We start from the raw sequence: 17,786 nt of genomic DNA, 5'->3' as shown, positions 1-17,786 counted from the left end.
CAATATATTGAGCAACAGCAAACACCAGGTTAGGTGGAAAACCGTGCCTTATATCCCCGCCCTGAAGGACGGGGATATAAGGCACACCGGGTAAGAGAGGAATGACGTGGATATCCACCTGGAATTATGGGATGAGGATTTTTAAGTGTTTGGCAGGCGGCCCCAACGCCGCCTGCCGTTATCCCATTCAGACAGGCAGAGTGTCGCCTGCTTGTTTCCCACGCGTCACGAGCTTGCGCAGCGTGACGTAGAACACCGGCGTCAGGAACAGACCAAACAGCGTCACCCCTAACATGCCCGAGAACACCGTCACCCCGGTCACGCCGCGCACTTCCGCGCCCGCACCGTGACCCAGAATCAGCGGGATTGTCCCGGCGATAAAGGCGATGGAGGTCATCACGATAGGGCGCAGACGCAGGCGGCAGGCCTCCAGCGCCGACTCCATGATCCCTTTGCCCTGCATCTCCAGCTCGCGGGCGAACTCGACGATCAGGATGGCGTTCTTACAGGCGAGGCCCATCAGCACCACCAGCCCGACCTGCACGAACACGTTGTTATCGCCCCCGGTCAGCCAGACGCCAAACAGCGCGGACAGCATGGTCATCGGCACAATCAGGATCACCGCCAGCGGCAGCGTCCAGCTCTCATACAGCGCAGCGAGCACCAGGAAGGCCAGCAGCACCGCCACCGGGAAGACGATCATCGCCGTGTTGCCCTGGGTTGCCTGCTGGTAGCTCAGATCCGTCCATTCGATGTTCATCCCGTTTGGCAAGACCTGGCCGGACATGGCAGCCAGTTTAGTCATCGCCTGCGCGGAAGAGAGCACGCGTGGATCGGCATCCCCGATGAGATCCGCCGCCGGGTAGCCGTTGTAGCGGATCACCGGGTCCGGCCCGTAGGTGGTGGTGATTTTCACCATACTGCCGATCGGCACCATTTCGCCCTGGCTGTTGCGGGTGCGCAGGTTGCCGATGTCTTCCACGCTGTCGCGGAACTGCCCGTCGGCCTGGGCCATCACGCGCCAGGTCCGGCCAAACTCGTTGAAGTCGTTCACGTAGGACGAACCTAAATAAGTCTGCAGCGTGCCGAACAGATCGGTCAGCGACACGCCCTGGGCTTTGGCTTTGTCACGATCTACCTGCACATCCAGCTGCGGCACGTTTGCCTGGTAACTGGAAATCGGGAAGTGCATCCCCGGTGTCTGCATGATCGCGCCGGACATGGTGTTCACCGCGGTTTGCAGCGCCCCGTAGCCTAAGCCCGCCCGGTCCTGGATATACAGCGAGTAGCCGGAGCCCTGGCCCAGGCCCAGAATCGGCGGCGGCAGAATTGAGAAGCCGAAGCCTTCCTGGATCTGCGAGATTTTGGCGTTGATCTCGGCGTTAATTTCCGCCGCGGTGTGTTTCCGCTGACCGAACGGCTTCAGGCCGAAGAACACCGTGCCGGTATTCGGCGTGTTGGTGAACTGCAGCGCGTTGAGGCCGGGGAAGGCCACGGCGTAATCCACGCCCTCGGTGTTCATGCCGATTTCGCTCATCTTGCGGATCATCGCGTCGGTGCGCTCCAGGGAAGCGCCTTCCGGCATTTTCACGCCGCCGATCAGGTAGAGCTTATCCTGGGTAGGGATAAATCCGCCCGGCACGGTTTTGAACATTACCCCGGCGGCACAAAGCAGCAGGGCGTATACCGCAAATACCGCGCCACGACGGCCGAGAGTTTTACTGACCAGCCCCTGGTAGCCGTTCGAACTGCGGTGGAAGAAGCGGTTGAACGGGCGGAACAGCCAGCCAAACAGGCGGTCGATCAGGCGGGTAGGCATGTCTTTCGGCGCCCCGTGCGGCTTCAGCAGCAGGGCTGCCAGCGCCGGGGAGAGTGTCAGGGAGTTAATCGCCGAGATCACCGTCGAAATGGCGATGGTCACCGCGAACTGCTTGTAGAACTGCCCGGTTACGCCGGAGAGGAACGCCATCGGCACGAACACCGCGCACAGCACCAGGGCGATGGCGATAATCGGCCCGGAAACTTCCCGCATGGCCTGATGCGCCGCCTGCAGCGGGGCAAGCCCTTCTTCGATGTTACGCTCGACGTTCTCCACCACCACGATGGCGTCGTCCACCACGATGCCGATGGCGAGTACCAGCCCGAACAAACTCAGCGTGTTCAGCGAGAAGCCCAGCAAATAGAGGATGCTGAACGTGCCCACCACTGACACCGGGACGGCAATCAACGGGATGATCGACGCGCGCCAGGTTTGCAGGAACAGGATCACAACCAGCACAACAAGCACTACCGCTTCCAGCAGGGTTTGCACCACCGCCCGGATGGAGTCGCGCACGAAGACCGTTGGGTCGTAAGGTGCCGCCCACTTCATGTCTTCCGGGAAGCGCGTGGACAGCTCGGCCATCTTGGCGCGCACGGCGTTAGACAGGTCAATGGCGTTGGCGCCGGGTGCCTGGAAGATACCGATCCCGACCGCATCTTTGTTATTAAGCTGGGAGCGCAGGGCATAACTGCCTGAGCCCAGCTCAATACGCGCCACGTCACGCAGGCGAACCAGCGAGCCGTCCGGGGCGGTTTTCAGGATGATGTTGCCGAACTCTTCTTCGCTGTGCAGCCGGCCCTGGGCGTTGATGGAGATCAGGAAGTCACTGGGTTTTGGCAGCGGCTCGGCACCGAGCTGGCCAGCAGAGACCTGCACGTTCTGCTCCTGCATCGCCGTGACCACGTCAGAGGCCGTCAGCCCACGGGCCGCCACTTTGTTCGGATCTAACCACACGCGCATGGCGTATTCGCCGGAGCCGAAAATCTGGATCTGCCCGACGCCCGGCAGGCGCGCCAGCTCGTCTTTCACCTTCAGCGTGGCGTAGTTACGCATATACAGCGAGTCGTACTTGCCGTTCGGCGAGAACAGATGCACTACCAGGGTCAGCGTCGGGGACTGCTTCTGGGTGGTAATGCCGAGGCGGCGCACATCTTCCGGCAGGCGAGCTTCGGCCTGGGAAACGCGGTTCTGCACCTGAACCTGCGCCTGATCCGGATCGGTACCCGGGCGGAAGGTCACGGTGGTGACCAGCACGCCGTCGGAGCCGGCAACGGATTTCATGTACATCATGTTTTCGACGCCGTTGATTGCTTCTTCCAGTGGCGTCGCCACGGTTTCAGCGATCACTTTCGGGTTGGCGCCGGGGTATTCCGCGCGTACCTGTACGCTGGGAGGGACGACGTCCGGGTATTCACTGATCGGCAGCAGCGGGATCGCGATAAGCCCCGTAATAAAAATCAGAATCGACAGCACCGCGGCAAAAATTGGCCTGTCGATAAAAAAGCGGGAAAAGTCCATGCGTCGGATTCTCTGGTAAGGGATCAGTTAACGGCAGCGCTGGTGGCGGCCATCGCGACAGGTTTCGCGTTCACCGGCATCCCCGGCATAAACACTTTTTGCAGCCCGTCGACGATGACTTTATCGCCCGGGTTCAGCCCCTGCTGCACGATGCGCAGCCCGGCCGCCAGGCGGCCCGGCGTGATGTCGCGGCGCTGGGCTTTGCCGTCTTTATCCACGATGTAGACGTATTTTCTGTCCTGGTCGGTCAGCACCGCTTTGTCGTTAATCAGCAGAGCCTGGAACTCCGCGCTGCCCGGCAGACGAACGCGGGCGAACAGCCCCGGCGTGAACTGACGCTGGGAATTGTCCAGCAGGGCGCGCATGCGGATGGTGCCGGTGCTGGCGGTCAACTGGTTATCGAGGAAGTCCACGGTGCCCTGATGCGGGTAGCCTTCTTCCCCTGACAGGCCAATTTCCACCGGCAGGGCCTTATGGTCGCTGGACGCGCCCTGGCCGCTGCGGGCGAGGTTCTGGTAATGGAGATAGGTGGACTCATCCACGTCGAAGTAGGCGTAAACCGTCTTCTGAGACACCACGGTGGTGAGTACGCTGGCGCTGTCGCCCGTCGTGACCAGGTTGCCGCTGGTGATCAACGCGCGGCTGGCGCGGCCGTCGATCGGGGCGGTGACTTTGGTGAAGTCGAGGTTGAGCTGGGCCGCGTCAACGGCCGCCTGCGCCGCACGAATATCGGCATCCGCCTGGGTGGCCGCCGAGCGGCGCTGTTCCCACTCTTCGCGGGAAATCACGTTGGTGCCGATCAGCTTGTCGGTACGGTTGGCTTCGCTGCGGGCGAGGCTGGCCTGAGTTTTGGCTCTCATCAACGCCGCCTGCGCCTGTTCCAGCGCGGCGCGGTAGGTTCGGTCGTCGATGGTGAACAGCACTTCGCCTTTCTTCACTTCCTGGCCGTCGGTGTAGTTCACTTTGTCGATGTAGCCGGAGACGCGGGGGCGGAGCTGAACGCTTTCCACCGCTTCGATGCGGCCGTTAAAACTGTCCCACTGGCTGACGGGTTTCACCACCACGTCTGCGACGCTGACGGCGGGCGCCTGCGGGACGGCATTTTGCGCCACGCTCCGATCGCATCCCGCCAGTAGCATGGCAAGCAGGACGGGCCCTAATGCGCGCAGATGAAGGCTAACCCAATGTTTTTGCAGGCTCATTATTCTTATTCCGATAGTTGAAGTCGGCCGGGCAAGACGCAGCGGAGGATGCCGCGCCACTTCCTTTGTCCGGGCTGACCTGAGGCCATTTGTGTCGCTCATCGGCACAAAATGTGTATCAATTACCAATACAGTATCGCGGCGATTGTAGGAAGGCGTAGAACTAAGTGCAAGAATAATTGTTGCACTTTCTGTGCTATTTGTGCCCTTGCGAAAAGGCCCATTTGTAACGAGGATTTAATGTAACAATAAAACTTGCAATTTTGGTAAAAGCAGGTCAACTTTAAATGCAACTCATAAAGATGCTTTTAACAAACCCGCAGGGGGGAGAGACAATGAGCACCGATGCCTTCATGCACGATTTACTCGGCTGGATAGATAACCATCTCGACAGCCGCCTCGACATCAACACCGTTTCCGAGCGGGCAGGGTACTCGAAATGGCACCTGCAGCGGATCTTCAAGCAGCACACCGGCTACAACCTCGGCGAGTACATCCGCGCGCAGAAGCTGAAAAAATCCGCCGAGCGTCTGAGCCGCACCGAAGAGCCTATTCTGAACGTGGCGATCTCCCTGGGCTTTGACTCCCAGCAGTCTTTCAACCGCAGCTTTAAGCGCCAGTATGGCATCGCGCCGGGCGTGTGGCGCCGGCAGCTGGCGCACACCGGGCACCGGTATGGGGCCTGAGAGACGTCGACTTCCAGCCTGCTCTTTGTTCCGGGCGGGTTGGGGGGATGCAGGCTAATGTTTAAATCACAATAAAACTGCGTTCAGTCTGTTGAATCAAAATGAATATATAGTCGATGGGTCACGTATTCAACATGTTGATCATGTCGTAGAATCACTCTATTTTTCGAGTGTATCTGATGGCTAAAGTTGACGTAAAATGCCCGTTTTGTGAACAGACCGAATCCGTTAAAAAACCGAATCCGTTAAAAAACATGGACTAGGTAAAGCTGGACTTCAGCGTTACCGGTGCCAGTCATGCCGCCGTACTTTCCAGCTCGATTATGCTTATCGCGCGTGCCAGCCCGGCGTGAAAGAACAGATTGTCGACCTTGCGATGAACAACGCAGGTATCCGCGATGCTGCACGGGCGCTGCATATCAGCATCAACGCTGTTGTTCGCAATTTAAAAAACTCGCGCCACGATGTATAACCGCACTCCCGCTGGATAATCTCCGGATTCAGCTGATTTGTGAAGTTGATGAAATGTGGTCGTTTATTGGCAACAAAAAGCAACAACGCTGGTTGTGGTATGCTTGGGAACCTCGCCTGAAACGCATTATTGCCCACGTTTTCGGGAGCCGGAGTAGAAAGACGCTGCGTAAATTATTGGGGCTGCTGTCGGGCTTCAGCGTTGCCTTCTGGTGTACAGATAACTTCAGTGTTTATGAGCTGTTGCCGGGTAAGAAGCACATCACAGGCAAGCTTTACACCCAACGGATCGAGCGAGAAAACCTGAACCTTCGTAACCGGTTAAAACGACTGAATCGCAAGACACTGGGGTATTCAAAATCAGCGGAAATGCACGACAAGATAATCGGTACATTCATCGAACGTGAGCATTATTTGCAATAACCAAATCTACATATTGAATACGCAACCTTGCCGGCAGTGATTCTGAAATTGATCTGTTACTACGGGGCGGCAGTATTCCTTCTGGCGCCGGGATGCGTATTTTTTATCGTAATCACCGGCTGCAGGAGGATGATAAATGGCGGCAGTGGTACTGAGTAAGCTAGGCAGAAACTGCGCAGCTTGGCTGGTTTTGTCTAAAGACCCGCAAGGCTTTTTCCGCGTATCAGAGTTACATCGTATTTTAGTTCGGCTGCTTTTTGCAGGCACCGTGCCACTGCTTTTTTCCATCGCTCCTGTTCTGGTGTCGTTTCATCGGGTGGAGAAAGCTGGACAGCGTGCAGGCACCTGCCGTACCCAAGCTCCCCGGATACCAGGAATGCCATCCTTTCTGGTTGTGATAGTTCTATGCAGGCTTTGCGCATTAAATTTTCCTCATCTCATTGTTTAGCTGAGAACTTTACATCAGAGCTATCTAATTGAAAGTTCAAAAAGCATTTTACATTTCGAAATAGGCAATATACTGTGCATATGAACAGTGTTGTCGCATTCAATGTAGTGACAAGAGGATAGATGCAGGATTATTTTTGGGAGTCGTTGAGGCTCCAACGCATTGATTTTTTATAAAGATTGTAGCGGGCAGTGATTGTAGTGAGGAAGAAAAGGGACTCGCCATACAGTGGGTCTCTGAACTTACCGACGAACTGATGGCAAAAATCCGTAGCCATGAATACGGGAGAAATATGGACGTTATGAACTAACGGGGAGTGTCATGATCGATAAGAGCAAAGGATAAGCCAGGCAACACTGGACCAGATCTTTACCGAAATTTTCGCCTCTCTCTATCCAAAACGGCCATCAGTATTCGCAAGGGCGGCGCCAATGGTGTTAAGTTATGCGGTTTAAAACTTGATGATGAGAAAAAGCGTGTGATGGAGATCATGCAGCAGGTTCGGGAAGACGATAGCTGGTTGCATTAAGAAACATTGCTAGCGTCAGGACCTGATTCTGACGCCAGCGAGGTTGAACAACGAGCTTTGCGAGGCGTTAGTTTTTGGTCTGGTAGTGCCAACTCAACGATGAAGGCACTACATATACCAATTGCAATATGTTGAGATCGAAACATCTTGCGCAATCGTAGGCAATGAACTTAAGTTAAGTCACGCAACCAACGGTTTAATCGGTTGTCCTAGTTATAGGGTATTTGATGTTGTGGTTGCTGGCGACGAAGTGTACACTTCCGCGCCATAAAAAGGAGGAGTTATGTCGAGTATCGCCGCATTGAGGCTGGGGAATCCAGTTGAACGTTTGGCAAGGGTTCTTAAAGAGAACCAGGACAAGCTCAATCTGAGTAAAGATGGTTTTGTGTCCGTAGACTTGTCCAACGAAGAAGCAATGAAAGCCATCAGATCTCAGATGGACAAGCTTGAAGGCATCAAAACGAGCACTGTTAAAAGAGCCCGATAATGGCAACATTGCTTCTGGCAGTAATTTTGGTTAGTGGTTTTCTATACGTAAACCTGTCGCTTTCAACACGCTATCGATATAAGCGTTCCAATGGTTGGGACGCTTATTTTTTTGTGGCTGCGTGGGGCGTTGTTTTTTTCCTTGCGGGTGGTTTCCTCACTTTTGTGCTAAATGTCAGTGGTGGTTTTCGTTGGCTCTCCAATGCACTAAATCTCACAACAGACAGTTTCAATGGAATGCTGTCTACCACGACGGATAAAACCCAGCGTATTAATGAAATTAAACAAATTGCATGGGTTGTGATATCAATCGTTCTGGCTGCTCTTTTTGGCTGGCTCAATAAACGCCGCACCTCAAAAGGGGACAGGAGATGGGATGCACTGGCCAAGGCGGTTGGTAATAACTCTTTTGAGTCCCTCCTGATGGAAGCATCGGCTAGGCAATTTCCGATCATTGCGACATTATCATCGAGAAAAATTTACGTAGGTCTGGTGACTTGCCCGGCGCTTGAGAATGGATTATCAGAGCATCTTGAAATACTGCCGCTATTGAGCGGGTACCGTGATAAAGATGATCTCACAATTAGCATCACAACCAACTACCATCAACACTACCTTGAAAGCGGTGTAATTGGTGGAATGTCACGCCTGAATATTCAGGATTTCCGGGTGTTGATTCCAAAAGATGAAGTTGAAACGATCTCATTTTTCGACACTGAAACGTACAATAAATTTAAAGAAGACGAAGACCGTGACAGAAAAGATTGTCGCAAGCTGGGTGCCAGGAAGGCATCAACTCGCAGGCGAAGAGTTTCTGACGATGCGGAACAAAGTGGTGCATGACTATAGTGCATGAGATCGCATGATCGTTTGAGGATCGTTTTTGCTGAGGCCCGCCAGTTCTGGCGGGCTTTTTCGTATTTGTTGCAGATGCATGAAAACCACTACACAAAGCGGGCAGGCGTGGCGGGGATACGAGCGCGCGCTCGGCTTGCTATTTGCTCGTTGCAACATTAGTATTCCTATGCTCTTTAGCGTTAGGGAACCATTGCGTTCTAGCCGGGCGATAAGCCAGGCTCTAATTTATTGGTCAGTTTAGGGTTGCGAAAGCGACGAATTCCGCCTTCGCATCCCATGGCTGTTACCATAGTCTACGAAGGCGAAATTCGTCGCTTTCGCTGTCTTTAGTGAAGAGCTAGGCCCGCGCAAGCGGGCCTCACAACCGGAATGTTTATGGAAATTTTATCAGCTGTTAGCAAAGAACTTGGTATAAACGTTAACGAGCTGAGGCTTTTATCTGGTGTTGCACCTAAAAAATACAAAGTTTACACAATTTCTAAACGACAAAGTGGGTTCAGGCTAATCGCTCAACCAACGAGCGAGATTAAGCGAATACAGCGTGAGGTTGTGAAAATTTTATCCTCCAAGCTTATTGTGCATGATGCAGCGAAAGCCTATAAAATTTCTATAGGGATTAAGGATAATGCTAAGATCCATATGGCAAATTCCTATCTCTTGAAAATGGATTTTCAGAATTTCTTCAATAAAATTAAACCAGCTCTCTTATTTGATAAGATTAATTCTCAAGGGGTGGTTTTATCAGGTGAAGATAAGAGTTTTTTAGAAGGGATTCTTTTCTGGAAGCCAGGAAAAAAAAGAAGTATAACTCTCGTTTTGAGTGTTGGGGCACCGTCGTCACCTTTTATTAGCAACTTTGTAATGTATGATTTTGATGCTTATATAAGCAATTGGTGTGCTGTCAGAAATATTTCCTATTCAAGATATGCTGATGATATTACATTCTCTACGGATGAGAAAAATAAACTTTTTGAAGTTCCGAAAGTAGTACGGTTTGCCTTATCATCTTGCGCTAAAGGCATATCTTTGAATGAATCAAAAACTATATTTACGTCTAAGGCTCACAATAGACATGTGACAGGCGTGACATTAACCGTAGATGGAAAAATTTCGCTCGGTAGGCAAAAGAAAAGGATGATTTCTGCGCTGCTTCATAAGTATACACTTGGCATATTGCCTAAAGAGGACATTTTAAAACTCAAAGGTTTTGTTGGGCATGCTTTATATATAGAGCCTAGCTTTATTGCTAGAATGAAAAATAAATATGGGAAAGATGTAATTCATGAGCTTTTTTCTGAGGAGGGGATGTGAACTCAAAGTACACTAAAGCACCGAACAACATCCGTTCATTATTGCAATCTTATGCAATTAAAACTGAAGATGGTTTAGAGTTCAGTAAAGAGAACGTTCCAGAAGAAGTATCTCTGTTGTATAAGGAACTAGAAGATGCATCCTTTCTTATAAATAAAATTGCTATCTCAGACTATAAAAGAGTCAGGGATCTTTTTGTCTCGATCGACAAAAAATTAACGGTGTTTGTTGGTGATAATGGATACGGTAAAACAACTATACTTGAAGCATTATTTATTGTTTTAAGTTGGTTTAGAGCAAATGTTCAAAAAGAAGATAAAAGTGGTTTTCATATAAAAGATGGTGATATTAACAATCACAACGATGTTACTTATGCTGCAATAACTGCGCAGTTTAAGCTAAAAAAAATAACGTCAACTATTTTAGTTACACGTGTTAAAGATGGTGTGTCGCAAAAAAGAAATAATGAGTTGCTTTCCATAAAAGAGATGGCGTCATTCTTTCGCGTTGTAAATTCATATCATGAAGACGTTAGTCTGCCAGTGCTTGCATATTATTCTGTATCAAGATCCTCTAATGGTGCAGGTATCGATAATAAAAGAAATATTAATAATTCTGTGCGTCGATGGACTAAACTGGATGCTTATGAAGATATTGAATTTGATCGCCGTGACTTTGGAGAGTTTTTAAATTGGTTCATATTTATTAATAATAAAGCATCGTCTGAGGAGTCCTTGATTCCAAAACAAGAAAGAGAAAAACTTGTTACTGATATCTCAAGGCTTCAAGGATCTCTGGATGTTTTGAAATCATTCAATGATGTTGATCGAAGAACTATAATAGATATAGAAAATCAAATTGCTAATAAGTTATTGATTCTTAACGCATTACCGTCTACGCCAAACGTAGAAGGTTTAAGTCGTTCAAAAGATATTGTCACAAATGTTAAAAAGGCAATAATTAATTTCCTTCCTGAAATTAGCTCTGTTGATCTTCAATATACTAAAAATGAAGTTCGATTGGTTCTTGTAAAGAATGACTTGTTATTAGATGCACAGCAGCTCTCTCAGGGAGAGAAAACGATACTTACATTAGTGGGTGATTTAACAAGGCGTTTGGTACTGCTAAACCCTAAGTTAAACAATCCACTTCAAGGCAAAGGCATAGTGCTAATTGATGAAGTTGATCTTCATTTACATCCTAGCTGGCAGCAAAGTATTATTGAAAAATTACAGTATACATTTCCTAATGTACAATTCATTATTACCACTCATAGCCCTCAAATTGTATCTACAGTTCCAAGTAAATGCTTACGTATTCTTGAGGAGATAAAAAATCCTGCGACGGGTGGGAAGGAATTACGTGTGCTCTTACCCTCATCTCAAACAAAAGGTACTAAGAATTCTTATGCTTTGCTTTATGGAATGAAAACAGATCCTATACCTAATGTTAAAGAAGTCGCTTGGTTGAGCACTTATAAGAAATTTATTGAAAATAGATTACAGGACTCGGATGAGGCCATAATGTTAAGGAAAAAGTTGGATAAACATTATGGAGAAGATCATCCATTACTACTTGAATGTGATGGCATTATTCGAGTTTTAAAATTAAAAGATAAAGTGCGAGGTGAGTCTGGAAATAAGGAATCTAAACAATGAAATTCCTTGTTAGAAATCCAAATGGTCCTGGTGTTTTAACAGGGTTTGATTACAATATTCATGACTGGAATGCTTTTAAAGGGCGGCATAAAAAATTAGTTTGGTCCGATTTAGTTGAAATGCAAGGGAAGAGGTGTGCATATTGTGAGCGGAAAATAGACATTCACAATAGTGATGATAAGCATATCGAACACTTTTTGCGTAGGTGCCGACATAGGCATTTAACATTTGAATGGTCAAATTTGTTCGGTTCTTGTGCTGAAAGCAATCATTGTGGTTTTTACAAAGATGAGCAGAACTATCAAGAGCAAGACCTAATCAAAGCTGATGATGATGACCCAACGCATTTTTTCCATTTTTCAATTAATGGAAATATGGATATTCGTTCTGGATTATCACGAGATGATCAAAGAAGAGCTGAGGTTACTTTAAGGGTTTTCAACCTAAATGGTGAAAAAGGTGGAGTGAAGACTGAGCGCATCAATGCAATATCAGAAACATGGTCATTGATAGAAAAATTTATTGCTACTGCCGAAGAATTCATTGAAGAAGGGCTTTATGATGATAGTATTCGTAATGATCTTCGAGATGAATATTATAAGGAAATTGACCCTAGACCATTCTCTACTGCGTTACGTGATGTTTTTAATACGATGCTTCCTTAAATTAAAGAGTCTCATTGTGAGACTCTTTAATGCTACATCGAATATTCTTTGAAATTAATTATATCGTCGTTTAGCCATTGATTGATTTCACAGATTCTTTGCTGTAGTGGTATAACTTCATTCCTCACAAATACCTTACTCGCCTTCTCCACATCCCCAAACCTCCCGACATTACTCGGCATAATCCCCATCATCTGCGGCGGAACGCGGTGTGCTGCCATCATGTCGTCCCGGCTCACATTCTTGATGTTCAGAAACTCATCTTTAGCCGCGACCTCTGACAGCGGGATGATCTGAATGCCGTCCTTTTTGCCGTTGGGCGAGTACATAAACAGGTTGCGGAAGTTGCCGGGCCCTTTGGCGCTTTCATGGCCTGACGGATGTTGTTCACGTCCTCTTGGTTCTGGGCGGCGTCGGTCATGTACATGATGAAGCCCGCGTGGCTGCCGTTGATATAATACTTGCGACGGAACAGCATGGCGGACTCGTTCAGCAGGGCGGAAGGGACCCTCAGTGTCAGGATAGTTGTCACCCCCTCTGAAAAAGAAACTGAGGGTGATGGAATGACCAATGAAACGTATTTCCCCTGAACGGAAAACCAGCATACTGGCCAAATTGCTACCGCCCTACAATCTGACCGTAGCCGCTGTTGCACAGATGGAAGGAATATCCGAAGCTACCCTGTATAACTGGCGTAATCAGGCTAAATCAGAAGGAAAACCGGTGCCCGGCGCAGAAGAAACACCCGACCAGTGGCCAGCAGAAGCACGCTTTGCCGTGATAGTCGAAACCGCCTCGCTCAGCGAGGCAGAAGTCGCTGAGTATTGTCGTAAAAAAGGACTTTATCCTGAGCAGATTACTCAGTGGAAACAGAGCTTTATACAGACTGAAAATCCCGGTGATAACGCTGCCCTGAAGCAAAGCCAGAAAAGAATTAAGCAACTGGAAAAAGAACTACACCGTAAAGAAAAAGCCCTTGCGGAGGCGGCAGCGATACTGGTGCTGCGAAAAAAGCTCACGGATTACTACGGGGAAACCGACGGGGACGAATGACCCCGGAGGATGAACGCAGACAGTTCATTATCTGGATAAATGAAGCGGTTGCTTCCGGTGCCCGGCTTGAGATTGCCTGTCGTGAAGTGAACCTGAGTCTTCGGACCTGGCGTCGCTGGCAGCGCTCTTCCCGTGATCGGCGGCAGGATGCGGTAAGGCCGGTGTCGCCTAATAAGCTGAGTGCAGAGGAAGAAAACCGGATCAGGGATATCTGTCATGAACCGGAGTACGCCAGCCTGCCCCCGTCCCAAATCGTACCGCGACTGGCTGATAAAGGACTTTACCTGGCCAGTGAGTCGACGTTTTACAGGATACTGCGCCGCAGTGGTGAGGTGCACAGCCGGGGACGTCAGACCCGGCGGCAGAAGGTATCAGCGCCGGCAACCTTCACTGCATCCGGCCCGTGTCAGGTGTGGTCCCGGGACATCACCTGGCTACCTTCGGTAGTCCGTGGCCGCTGGTTTTATCTGTATATGATACTCGACCTGTACAGCCGGAAAATCACCGGGTATGAAGTGCATGAGACGGAAAGCGGTGAGCAGGCCGCCGCGCTGATGCACCGGAGCGTGATACGGGAAGGTTGCTGGCGTCAGCCCCTGGTGCTGCATGCCGATAACGGGGCGGCAATGAAATCCCAAACCCTGCAGATGAAGCTGTATGAGCTGAATATCACGCCGTCGCACAGCAGACCCCGGGTGAGCAATGATAATGCGTATGCAGAGTCACTGTTCAGGACGCTGAAATATGTTCCGCAGTGGCCATCATCGGGGTTCAGAACGCTGGAAGATGCCCGTCTCTGGGTGAATAAATTTACGTGGTGGTATAACGAAGAGCACCGCCACAGTGGGATACGCTATGTGACGCCAGCAGAGAGTCACAGAGAAGAAGACAGAAAGCTGCTGAAACAACGGGATGAGCTGTATCGTCAGGCGAAAAAGGCCCATCCGGAACGCTGGTCAGGAAAGACAAGAAACTGGCAACCGGAAGGTCCGGTAACGCTGAACCCGGAACGGGAAAAACAGGCAGCGTAAATTAACCAGGGGTGCCAACTACCTTGACACTTACCGGGGATGGCTGACAGGTATTCCGGCAGACCGTAAATTTCCTGGTTTAAGTCCGGCAGGGAATGCGCCCTCGACCGCGCTGCTGCCAGTATCCGCGAAGCCTTATCCGTTCATCTGGCAAGCGGGGTTGATGTGCATTATGCGGAGGACGACCGGGATATTCTGACGGCCATCGGGTTCCGGCCTGACAGGGCATCCCGGACAGATAATCAGGCCAGACACTGAGCCCGTTTTTCATGCAGCAACAGGCCGCGCAGAACAGCAAAAAATCCGTATAAAACGCCCCGAAAATCCGCTTTTATTTAATAAAAATAACCATGCATGCATATGCTGCATGGTTTTGCATTTATTCCCCGTATTTTTTCACCCTCCGCCGTACCAGTGCTGGCGCGGCCTGAGCCCCTTCATGCACCTGCATTAAAACCGCCCCCTGAAGCGGGCAGGCTTGGCGGGGAGAGCATTGCGCGCCAGCGGTAAAGTATTTATTTAATTATATTTAATTTCGCGGCCTGAGCGCGTCGCTGCGCTGCTTCTCGGGAGTGTCGGTGGGTGGTGCGGTGCTGTTCGAGGGCGTGGAGAGCCCTGAGGTGGTCAGGAGAAGTGCAAGAAAAGGCCGCCCGGCGGTGGAGGAAACTAGTCATTCTGGCGTTCATTACGTCGCTTCTAAAGCTGCTATTCCCTTGACGTATTCGAGTCTGTGGCAGCCTGAGCCTCGCAAAGCAACTGCATTAAAACAGACCCACGAGGCGTGCAGGCGAGGCGGGGAAAGCTCTGTACGCAACGTGAAATGTTCGTCAGCTTCAAAAAATAGGGATAATTATTGTTGCTCAATTCATAAGATCTTGTGATTAAACCACCTTTGCTATAAAAATAAGAATGCTCTTGTTTTTATGTTGATTATTGTAAAGGAGTGTTACATGAGGTTTTCAGAGGCTTTTGGAGTTGAAGGCAGACAAGTAGCGTTAGATTTTTTGGATATTCCTCTGCATACTGATTTAAGGTTTTTTTTAGATCCAACATCTATAAAGGTTTTAAAATCCCAATGGGGGCAGGATTTAGTTTACGCGTTACAAGACTATTTTACAGAAATAATGGCGTCTATAAAGAATAATAATTTTAAAAAAGCTGCTTATTTATTGTCATCACTAAGAGAGACCAATGCCTTTCATTTAGGATATTCAACAAAAGAATCATCCGGAACTGCTCTTGGTGAAAAAACTGCTGAAGATATTTTGGATTCTCTAAAGAGTAGTCAGGCTGCAAAATCAGGAATATTAACTGATCTAGAAGATACAGCTCTGACTATCCCAGGTATTGGTTCTGACCGAATATCGGATTCAGTTTGTAATATTCTCAAAGGTTTTTTTATAGAATATACAAAGGATATTTGTATATTTTACGGCATTGAGACTAAAGAGGTTTCAGAAGTCAAAACGTGGGATAAGGTTAGTAGTAAATGGCATAAAAATCGTTTTCATCTCCCTGTTTATGAAGGCGAGGAAATTATCCTTATTCCTAAGATACTCGCACGTGAAGAGATAATCTATTCACATAGGGATTTATATCGGAGGCATATTATTCCGGAAATGAAAAAGGAATTGATAAGCTCTGGCTCGGCATTAGTTAAAGTGCTTAAAGGGGAGCGGATTGTTACCACAACAAGTATCATTGATGAGTATGGTCAGACTAAGGGATTTATCGAATCTCAGCTCGTAAAATACCCTAACACCTTGAAAGAATATAAAAAAGAGCTGGAGATTAATCCTCCGAATCCTCTAGCGCATAGTGATTTTGATAAGGATGAAGATCCTGTAATTCTCCCCATAAAAGATCTAATGAAAGATATTGATTTATCAATTAAAAACAACGACTTTAGTAATTACACTAAAGCATACAATAAAATATTGATTTCAATCTTCTATCCTAGCTTGTTTTACCCCAAATTAATAAGTGAGGATGAACAGTGCTGTTTCTTTTCATTAATTAATGAGGCTAAGAAAGGTTTCTTTTTCGATTTTTCAGTGTACAACATTATTTCAGAGTTGATAGTTGTAAATGTCATTGATCCTCAGCATAAATTGAACGAGGGACATATTTATACTACACTTAGAAAAGTCGAAGAATGTAATTCTAAGATAGGTTTAATATTCTGCGAAAATTCTGCCGAGGAAAAGTATCTTGATAGAGTGAAAGAAATATCGAAAGATCAAGGTTTGTATATTTTCTTGATTAGCCGAAATAACTTAATGGAAATGATTAAAGAATTTTCAATCATAGGTGAACAGACATTTGACGTATTAAGGAGTATGTTTAAAACATACCCCGGTAAAGTATGATCTGTTTTATCTTATAATGAATTGGTAGGGCAAACTTTACAACCCCACCAATTCATTAACTCATGACGTTGTTCTAAATAGGTAGAACGATTATATGCACGTCTTACTTCATTCTTATCCGAATGTGCTAATGCTGCTTCAATTACATCTGGATTAAAACCATTTTCATTAAGAGCTGTACTCGCTATAGAACGTAGACCATGAGCAACAAGCTTACCTCCATAGCCTATGCGTTTTAAGGCAGCGTTTGCCGTTTGGCTGTTCATTGATTTTTTGGGGTCGTTCCTGCTCGGAAAAACATGTTCGCGATGAGCACTGATTGGCTTCATCACTTCTAGAATCTCTAACGCCTGTGTAGATAGAGGTACTATATGTTCACGTTTAGCTTTCATTCGTTCGGCTGGAATTGTCCAGAGTTTGGCATTGAGATCGATCTCAGCCCATCGAGCACCTGAAGCCTCAGAAGGGCGCACGAGCGTCAGGAGTTGCCACTCAATAAGACAGCGAGTCGGAACAGATAGATTTGACATGACTAGCGAACGCATCAGCTTAGGCAATTCTTCTGGTCGCAACGTCGGCATGTTTTGCTTTTTGGGTTTCTCAAAAGCCATACCAATACCTGATGCGGGGTTGGCATCAATCAAGCCAGTGTTAACCGCATAAATCATTATTTCGTTGATACGCTGTACCAGTCTACGAACTGTCTCCAGCGCCCCACGTGCTTTGATCGGTTCAAGGGCTTCAACCAGTGTTCGGGCTTTGATTTGCTGGACAGGGGTCTCACCGATAGCTGGAAATACGTCTTTTTCCAGTGAACGCCATATATCTTTAGCGTAATCAGGGGTAACGCTTTTGCTTTTGAGCTGGAACCAGTTAGCGGCGACCGTCGAAAAAATACTGTCCAGAGCGATTTGCTGCTGTTCCTCTGCAACTTCAGCTTGAATTTGCGGGTCGATTCCGTTGGCTAATAGGGCAAGGTAATCTGCTCTTAACCCTCGGGCATCAGCAAGAGAAAGGGCAAGAAAAGCACCAAGTCCCATCATAGTCCGCTGTTTTGTTGCTGGGCGTTGATAGCGAAAGCGCCAGAGTTTCTTGCCGCTAGTTTTCACTATCAGGAAAAGCCCATCACCATCATGCAGCGTTAGATCCTTCTCTAACGCTTTCGCGCGCAGAACTTCGGTGTTGGTTAGGGGGCGAGTTGTCCGTGCCACTGTGGCCGCTCCTTCATGAATTGGTATACGCTTTTAGGTATACAT

At 48.5% G+C, this 17,786-nt stretch carries 11 protein-coding genes and 6 pseudogenes; 13 read left to right on the top strand and 4 right to left on the bottom strand.

Annotated elements, in window-relative coordinates; all coding sequences use genetic code 11:
• Nucleotides 1-105, top strand: a pseudogene (locus B9Y90_RS20215) (IS200/IS605 family transposase); the annotation flags it as partial.
• Between the two features lie 82 nt (nucleotides 106-187).
• Here the strand turns inward: B9Y90_RS20215 and oqxB are convergent.
• Entirely contained in the window at nucleotides 188-3,340 is a 3,153-nt protein-coding gene (gene oqxB, locus B9Y90_RS20210; RefSeq protein ID WP_085542320.1) for a multidrug efflux RND transporter permease subunit OqxB, read from the bottom strand.
• 23 nt (nucleotides 3,341-3,363) lie between these two features.
• Entirely contained in the window at nucleotides 3,364-4,542 is a 1,179-nt protein-coding gene (locus B9Y90_RS20205; protein ID WP_085542319.1) for an efflux RND transporter periplasmic adaptor subunit, read from the bottom strand.
• Nucleotides 4,543-4,877: 335 nt separating this feature from the next.
• Between B9Y90_RS20205 and B9Y90_RS20200 the strand changes: the two genes are divergently transcribed.
• From B9Y90_RS20200 to B9Y90_RS20150, 9 genes and pseudogenes are all read left to right on the top strand, one after another.
• Nucleotides 4,878-5,228: a helix-turn-helix domain-containing protein gene (locus B9Y90_RS20200; protein WP_085542318.1), complete on the top strand. Its 351-nt coding sequence runs from the start codon at nucleotides 4,878-4,880 to the stop codon at nucleotides 5,226-5,228.
• Nucleotides 5,229-5,407: 179 nt separating this feature from the next.
• Nucleotides 5,408-6,122, top strand: a pseudogene (locus B9Y90_RS20195) (IS1 family transposase).
• 570 nt (nucleotides 6,123-6,692) lie between these two features.
• Nucleotides 6,693-6,880: pseudogene (locus B9Y90_RS20180) on the top strand (hypothetical protein).
• A gap of 31 nt (nucleotides 6,881-6,911) precedes the next feature.
• Nucleotides 6,912-7,099 (top strand): annotated as a pseudogene (locus B9Y90_RS20175) (DinI-like family protein).
• A 283-nt stretch (nucleotides 7,100-7,382) separates the two neighbouring features.
• Nucleotides 7,383-7,586 carry a multidrug ABC transporter ATPase gene (locus tag B9Y90_RS20170; protein WP_085542316.1) on the top strand — a complete coding sequence of 68 codons (204 nt, stop codon included), beginning with the start codon at nucleotides 7,383-7,385 and terminating at the stop codon, nucleotides 7,584-7,586.
• Nucleotides 7,586-8,428 carry a DUF2207 domain-containing protein gene (locus B9Y90_RS20165; protein WP_085542315.1) on the top strand — a complete coding sequence of 281 codons (843 nt, stop codon included), beginning with the start codon at nucleotides 7,586-7,588 and terminating at the stop codon, nucleotides 8,426-8,428. The genes B9Y90_RS20170 and B9Y90_RS20165 overlap by 1 nt, the downstream gene beginning before the upstream one ends.
• Before the next feature lie 390 nt (nucleotides 8,429-8,818).
• A complete protein-coding gene (locus B9Y90_RS20160) occupies nucleotides 8,819-9,754 on the top strand; it encodes a retron St85 family RNA-directed DNA polymerase (RefSeq protein ID WP_085542314.1) in 936 nt (311 codons plus the stop codon).
• Nucleotides 9,751-11,412, top strand: coding sequence for an AAA family ATPase (locus B9Y90_RS20155; protein WP_085542313.1), 1,662 nt, complete (start codon nucleotides 9,751-9,753; stop codon nucleotides 11,410-11,412). The genes B9Y90_RS20160 and B9Y90_RS20155 overlap by 4 nt, the downstream gene beginning before the upstream one ends.
• Nucleotides 11,409-12,077: a retron system putative HNH endonuclease gene (locus B9Y90_RS20150; RefSeq protein WP_085542312.1), complete on the top strand. Its 669-nt coding sequence runs from the start codon at nucleotides 11,409-11,411 to the stop codon at nucleotides 12,075-12,077. The genes B9Y90_RS20155 and B9Y90_RS20150 overlap by 4 nt, the downstream gene beginning before the upstream one ends.
• A gap of 32 nt (nucleotides 12,078-12,109) precedes the next feature.
• Here B9Y90_RS20150 and B9Y90_RS20145 read toward each other — a convergent pair.
• Nucleotides 12,110-12,585 (bottom strand): annotated as a pseudogene (locus B9Y90_RS20145) (phage portal protein); the annotation flags it as partial.
• 62 nt (nucleotides 12,586-12,647) lie between these two features.
• On the opposite strand from B9Y90_RS20145, the gene B9Y90_RS20140 reads away from it, so the two are divergent.
• From B9Y90_RS20140 to B9Y90_RS20130, 3 genes and pseudogenes are all read left to right on the top strand, one after another.
• Nucleotides 12,648-14,161 (top strand): IS3 family transposase gene (locus B9Y90_RS20140; RefSeq protein ID WP_139827423.1). Its coding sequence is split into 2 segments (ribosomal slippage): nucleotides 12,648-13,101 and nucleotides 13,101-14,161, totalling 1,515 coding nucleotides; the frame shifts between segments, so codons are not numbered across the junction.
• Between the two features lie 99 nt (nucleotides 14,162-14,260).
• Nucleotides 14,261-14,419, top strand: a pseudogene (locus tag B9Y90_RS20135) (phage polarity suppression protein); the annotation flags it as partial.
• Nucleotides 14,420-15,111: 692 nt separating this feature from the next.
• On the top strand, nucleotides 15,112-16,530 hold the full coding sequence (locus B9Y90_RS20130) for a hypothetical protein (protein WP_085542310.1): 1,419 nt from the start codon (nucleotides 15,112-15,114) through the stop codon (nucleotides 16,528-16,530).
• Nucleotides 16,531-16,541: 11 nt separating this feature from the next.
• Here B9Y90_RS20130 and B9Y90_RS20125 read toward each other — a convergent pair whose 3' ends face one another.
• On the bottom strand, nucleotides 16,542-17,741 hold the full coding sequence (locus B9Y90_RS20125; RefSeq protein ID WP_085542309.1) for an integrase domain-containing protein: 1,200 nt from the start codon (nucleotides 17,739-17,741) through the stop codon (nucleotides 16,542-16,544).
• Between the last annotated feature and the right edge of the window lie 45 nt (nucleotides 17,742-17,786).

The sequence above is a fragment of the Cedecea sp. NFIX57 genome (assembly GCF_900177785.1).
Taxonomy (GTDB): Bacteria; Pseudomonadota; Gammaproteobacteria; order Enterobacterales; family Enterobacteriaceae; genus Cedecea; species Cedecea neteri_C.
Note: the sequence above shows the minus strand (reverse complement) of the source record. Positions and strands in the feature narration are given on the sequence as shown.